Origin of the sequence: Nocardia tenerifensis NBRC 101015 (assembly GCF_000308715.1) — a bacterium.
GTDB lineage: Bacteria > Actinomycetota > Actinomycetes > Mycobacteriales > Mycobacteriaceae > Nocardia > Nocardia tenerifensis.
In genome coordinates this window covers 1-4,528 of sequence record NZ_BAGH01000506.1, presented here as the reverse complement: position 1 = coordinate 4,528, position 4,528 = coordinate 1, and the positions used below count along the sequence as shown (strand labels likewise).

The following is a 4,528-nucleotide window of genomic DNA, read 5'->3' as shown; positions in this document are numbered from 1 at the left end:
GCACCTCATCGTGGAGACGCTGGTGGCCGAGGCCATGGCGCTCACGGCAGAGCCCGAAGACACACCGGCGGAAGGGATCTCATGACGACCACGCAGGCTCAGCCCGCGACACCGGTGGATCTGGCCGCGATCCGGACGCGGGTGGACGACGAGCTCGACCGCTTCCTGCGCGACAAGGCCGCCGCCTCCGCGCCCGCGCTGCCCGGCGAGCTCACCGACACCGTGCGCGATTTCCTCTTCGCCGGCGGCAAGCGAATACGCCCGCTGCTGTGCGTGCTCGGCTGGCACGCCGCGAGCGGATGCCCGCCGGTGCCGCGGCCGATCCTGCGCGCCGCGGCCGCGCTGGAGCTGTTCCACGCCGCCGTGCTCATCCACGACGACATCATCGACAACAGCGACACCCGCCGCGACCACCCCACCGTGCACCGCGCGCTGGCCCACCGGCACGCCGATCGCCGGGACCCCGACCGGTTCGGCGCCCACGCCGCGATCGTGCTCGGCGACCTCGCCATGGTCTGGTCGGCCGAGTTGCTGCACACCGCGCAGCTGACCGACGCGCAGCTGAGCGAGGCGCTCGAGGTGCTCGACGGCATGCGCGCCGACGTGATGTACGGCCAATACCTCGACCTGCTCACCACCGCACGGCCGTCCCCCGATCTCGGTCGCGCGTTGCAGATCATCCGCTACAAGACGGTGTCCTACACCTGCGAACGCCCGCTGCTGCTCGGCGCGGTGCTCGGCGGGGCGCACCCGGGGGTTCGCGAGGCGCTCGCCGCCTACGCCCGGCCGATCGGCGAGGCGTTCCAGCTGCGCGACGATCTGCTCGGTGTTTTCGGCGACCCGGCGCACACGGGCAAGTCCGCTCTGGAGGATCTGCGCGACGGCAAGCACACCGCGCTGGTCGCGCTCGCCCTGGCGAACGCGGACCCGCACCAGTCGGCGCGGCTGCTCGAACTGCTCGGGAACCCGGACCTGGACGAGCGGCAGGCCGCCACCTGCCGCGAAATCCTCGCCGCCACAGCGCGACCCCGCGTCGAGGCGATGATCCGCGCGCGCTGGGCGCAGGCCGATCGCGTCCTCGAGGAGGCGCCGTTTCCCACCGCGGTCGGCCGGGCCCTGCGGCACATCGCCGATGTCGTCGTCTCGCGGAACACCTAGAAAGGCCGCGCCATGGACAGAGAGCTCGTCCAGTCAGTGGTGGTGCCCGTCGTCATCGGGGTAGTCGCCGTCATCATCTTCGTCGTCGGGAACCGGCTGCGCCCGAAGTCGTGGCATCACACCGGTGAGGAGGCACAAGGCCACTTGGTCATCGATCTGATCAACACGCTCTTCCTGGCCGTCGCCGCGTTCGTCGTGGTGATCTCCTGGCAGCAGTACGACAACGCGCACAACCACACGATCGCCGAGTCCAAGGCGCTCATCGACGTCTACTGGACGGCGCACTCGCTGCCCGAGCCGCAGCACGAGCAGGTGCAGAAGCTGGTGCACGACTACACCGAACAGGTCGTCACCGTGGAGTGGAGGGAGATGGACGATAAAGGGCGACTGAACCAGTCCACCCAGGACACCTTGGATACGTTGCGCGACACCGTGCTCGCGATCGATTCGCCGGACTCGACGGTGACCGACCTGCGGGACAAGGCGGTGAGCTCACTCGACGAGGTCGCGCAGGCGCGCGCCGACCGCGCGATGGACGCCGACCTCAGCATGCCCGGATTCCTCTATGTGTCTTTGTGGTTCACCGCCATCCTGCTGCTGTTCAGCGCGGTGCTGTCCGGGATCGAGGTCACCAGGCGCAGCATCGCGATGGCCGCGCTGCTCGGCATCGTGGTGGGCGCGGCGATCGTCGCGATCTACGGCCTCGATCGGCCGTTCTCCGGAGCGAGCATCGTCTCCAAGGACGCCTACGAGCTCGCGCTGTCGCGCTACCAGCACATCACCTAGCGAAATTCGTTGCCGCAACACGGAATACGGACGGGATGTGCGCATGGCACACACCAGAGGATTCGGCATCGCCACGGCGCTGCCCATCGCCGCGGCGTTGCTGGCCGGGCAGGCGATCGGCGCGGCCGCGGAACCCCTGCCGCCGCAGTGGCCGTCGATCGGAGAGATCGCCAGCGGCAGTGCGGCTTCGGGCAGCACGTCGTCGGGCAGTGCCGATACCGGAAGCGCCTCTGCCGAAGGGGAATTAGGGCTCGCGCCGCGCCCGGCACAGGCGAACAACCGTCCGCGCAGTGGGAGCGTCGGACTCGGCGGCGGGCTCGGGACCGCTGTGGGGACGGACCTCGGGCTCGAACCCGCGAGCGATCCGCCCGCCGAGGAAACGCCCGCGGCGCGGACCGTGGACGACGGCTCCGCCGGGGTGCCCGACCTCGACTCCGACGGTGTCCGAGCGGCATGTGCGGGCAGTGTCGCCGTGGGCAGCGCGCTGATTCTGCTCGGACTCGTCACCGGCAGCTCGCAAGGTCTGCTCGGCTCCAGCGGGTCGGCTCTCGGCAGCGGCGTCGGTTCCAGCGGATCGGCGCTCGGCAGCGGCGTCGGTTCCAGCGGCTCAGCGCTCGGCAGCGCCCTGGGCGGCTCGAGTGGATCGGCGCTCGGCAGCGCCGCCGTCGGCAGCGCCGCGGCGGGCAGCGGGCTGGCCTGCCTGCTATGGCCGCGCGACGTCGTCCCGCCCTACCCGGGTGCGCCGCTCCAACTCAGCCCGCCCCCACCGTTTCCCAGCTTGCCGGTCGTCCTCGTTCCGGCCGCGGCTCCCCCGGAACCCGAGCCCGCACCGGCGACACCGAGCCCGGCTCCGGTCCGAACACCGCCCCGGCCCGCGCCGCCGGTCCTCGCCGAACCGGTGGCCCAGCCCGTCGCGTGGAACATGATGCAACTGATGACGATCATGGTCGTCACGGTGCTCACCGCGGTGCGCGCGGCGACGGTCATCCGGCGCAGGAGGCACACCGACTAGCGGCTAACCACCGCGGCGCCACCACTCCAGGAAATGCGTGAGCGCCGGGGCGTCCGCGCCGCGCATCCAGGCGAGCTGAATGGCGATCCGCGGTGGATTGCTGCCGAAGGGAATGACGACGATGTTCTCGTGCGCGATCCGGGTCGCGCGTTTGCGGTCGAGCACGCTGATGCCGGTGCCGCTGGACACCAGGTCGAGGACCTGTTCGGCGTCGGCCTCCTCGGCGACCAGATTCGGCGCGCCGTCGCCCCAGATATGGCCGAGGAGTTCGTCGTAGAACTGCGGCCCGGTGTGGCGCGGCCAGAGCACGATGGGCTCGTCGACGATATCGCCGATCTCGACCGTCGCTTTTCCGGCGAGGGCATGGTCTTTCGAGACCACGACCGCCGCCTCTTGCAGTCCGATCAGGTGTGTCCGCACGCGCGGATGGGCGATATCGCCGCGCACGAACGCGACGTCCACCTCGCCCGATTCGAGCAGGTCCAGATTCCACGCGGTCCAGCCGGTGATGGTCGATACCTCGATATCCGGGAATTCCTTGCGGAACAACCTTATTCGCTGGGAGATATCGGTGTCGGAGCCCGACCGGGTGAAGGCGACCTTGAGTTCACCGGCTGTGCCGGCGGCCCGCGCGCGCACGGCGCGTTCCAGGTCCGCGGCGGCGGTCAGCAGTTGCTGGGCGCCTGCCTGGAGCGCGAGCCCGGCCTGTGTCAGGGCGAAGCCGCGGCCGACACGCGTGAGCAGTTCGACGCCGAGTTCCTTCTCCAGCGCCTTGACCTGCTGAGATAGTGCGGGCTGGGTGATGTGCACGGCCTGCGCCGCGCGGCCGAAGTGCCGGTGCTCGGCCACCGCCAGGAAGTAACGAACGCGCCGCAGGTCGTCCACGCCGTCAGCCTAATCAGATAAGAGATCCTTATCAATCGCCAAGCAAATACGTATTGGACCCCGCGTTCTTCGGGGACCGAGACTGTAGCCACCGACCCTGTCCCCCGCCCGCTACCGCGAAAAGGTGTTCCGATGCCGACCGTCGCCGCCGCCATTGCCGAGAATCTGCGCGCCAGAGGCGTAACCGAATTTTTCGGTCAAAGCCTGCCGTCGCTGCTGGTGCTGGCCGCCGAGGATCTCGGCCTCCGCCAGATCGTTTATCGCACCGAGAACGCGGGCGGCACAATGGCCGACGGCTTTGCCCGGGTGTCCGGGCGGTGCTCGGTGGTCGTCGCACAGAACGGTCCCGCCGCGACCCTGCTCGTGCCGCCCCTCACCGAGGCCGCGAAGGTCTCGATTCCGGTTCTCGCGCTCATTCAGGACGTACCGCGCGCGATTCGCAATAAGAACGCCTTTCAGGAGATCGATCACCGAAGCCTGTTCTCCGGGTGCGCGAAATGGTTCGACCGCCTAGACGATCCCGACCGCGTGCACGACTATCTCGACGCCGCGTTTCGGGCGGCGACCAGCGGACGGCCGGGCCCCGCGGTGCTGATGCTGCCCAAGGACGTGCTGGACTCGACCGCGCCCGCCGTGCCGGAGCATCTCGGGCCGGCTGTGTTTCCCCTCGATCGCGTCCGGCCGCCC

At 69.7% G+C, this 4,528-nt stretch carries 5 protein-coding genes; 4 read left to right on the top strand and 1 reads right to left on the bottom strand.

Annotated elements, in window-relative coordinates; all coding sequences use genetic code 11:
* Positions 1-81 precede the first annotated feature (81 nt).
* From ON39_RS34660 to ON39_RS34650, 3 genes are read left to right on the top strand one after another with little or no spacing between them, the layout of a single operon-like run.
* Entirely contained in the window at positions 82-1,158 is a 1,077-nt protein-coding gene (locus ON39_RS34660) for a polyprenyl synthetase family protein (RefSeq protein WP_040740529.1), read from the top strand.
* A 12-nt stretch (positions 1,159-1,170) separates the two neighbouring features.
* The gene (locus ON39_RS34655; RefSeq protein ID WP_040740528.1) at positions 1,171-1,944 is read left to right on the top strand and encodes a bestrophin-like domain; all 774 of its coding nucleotides are present in this window, start codon (positions 1,171-1,173) and stop codon (positions 1,942-1,944) included.
* A gap of 43 nt (positions 1,945-1,987) precedes the next feature.
* Positions 1,988-2,956 (top strand): hypothetical protein, encoded by a 969-nt coding sequence (locus tag ON39_RS34650; protein ID WP_040740527.1) that lies wholly within the window; start codon positions 1,988-1,990, stop codon positions 2,954-2,956.
* A gap of 3 nt (positions 2,957-2,959) precedes the next feature.
* Here the strand turns inward: ON39_RS34650 and ON39_RS34645 are convergent, their stop codons facing one another.
* Positions 2,960-3,841 (bottom strand): LysR family transcriptional regulator, encoded by an 882-nt coding sequence (locus ON39_RS34645; RefSeq protein ID WP_051187480.1) that lies wholly within the window; start codon positions 3,839-3,841, stop codon positions 2,960-2,962.
* Positions 3,842-3,973: 132 nt separating this feature from the next.
* On the opposite strand from ON39_RS34645, the gene ON39_RS34640 reads away from it, so the two are divergent.
* Positions 3,974-4,528 (top strand): thiamine pyrophosphate-binding protein (locus ON39_RS34640; RefSeq protein WP_040740526.1); only part of this gene is annotated, 555 nt, incomplete at its 3' end.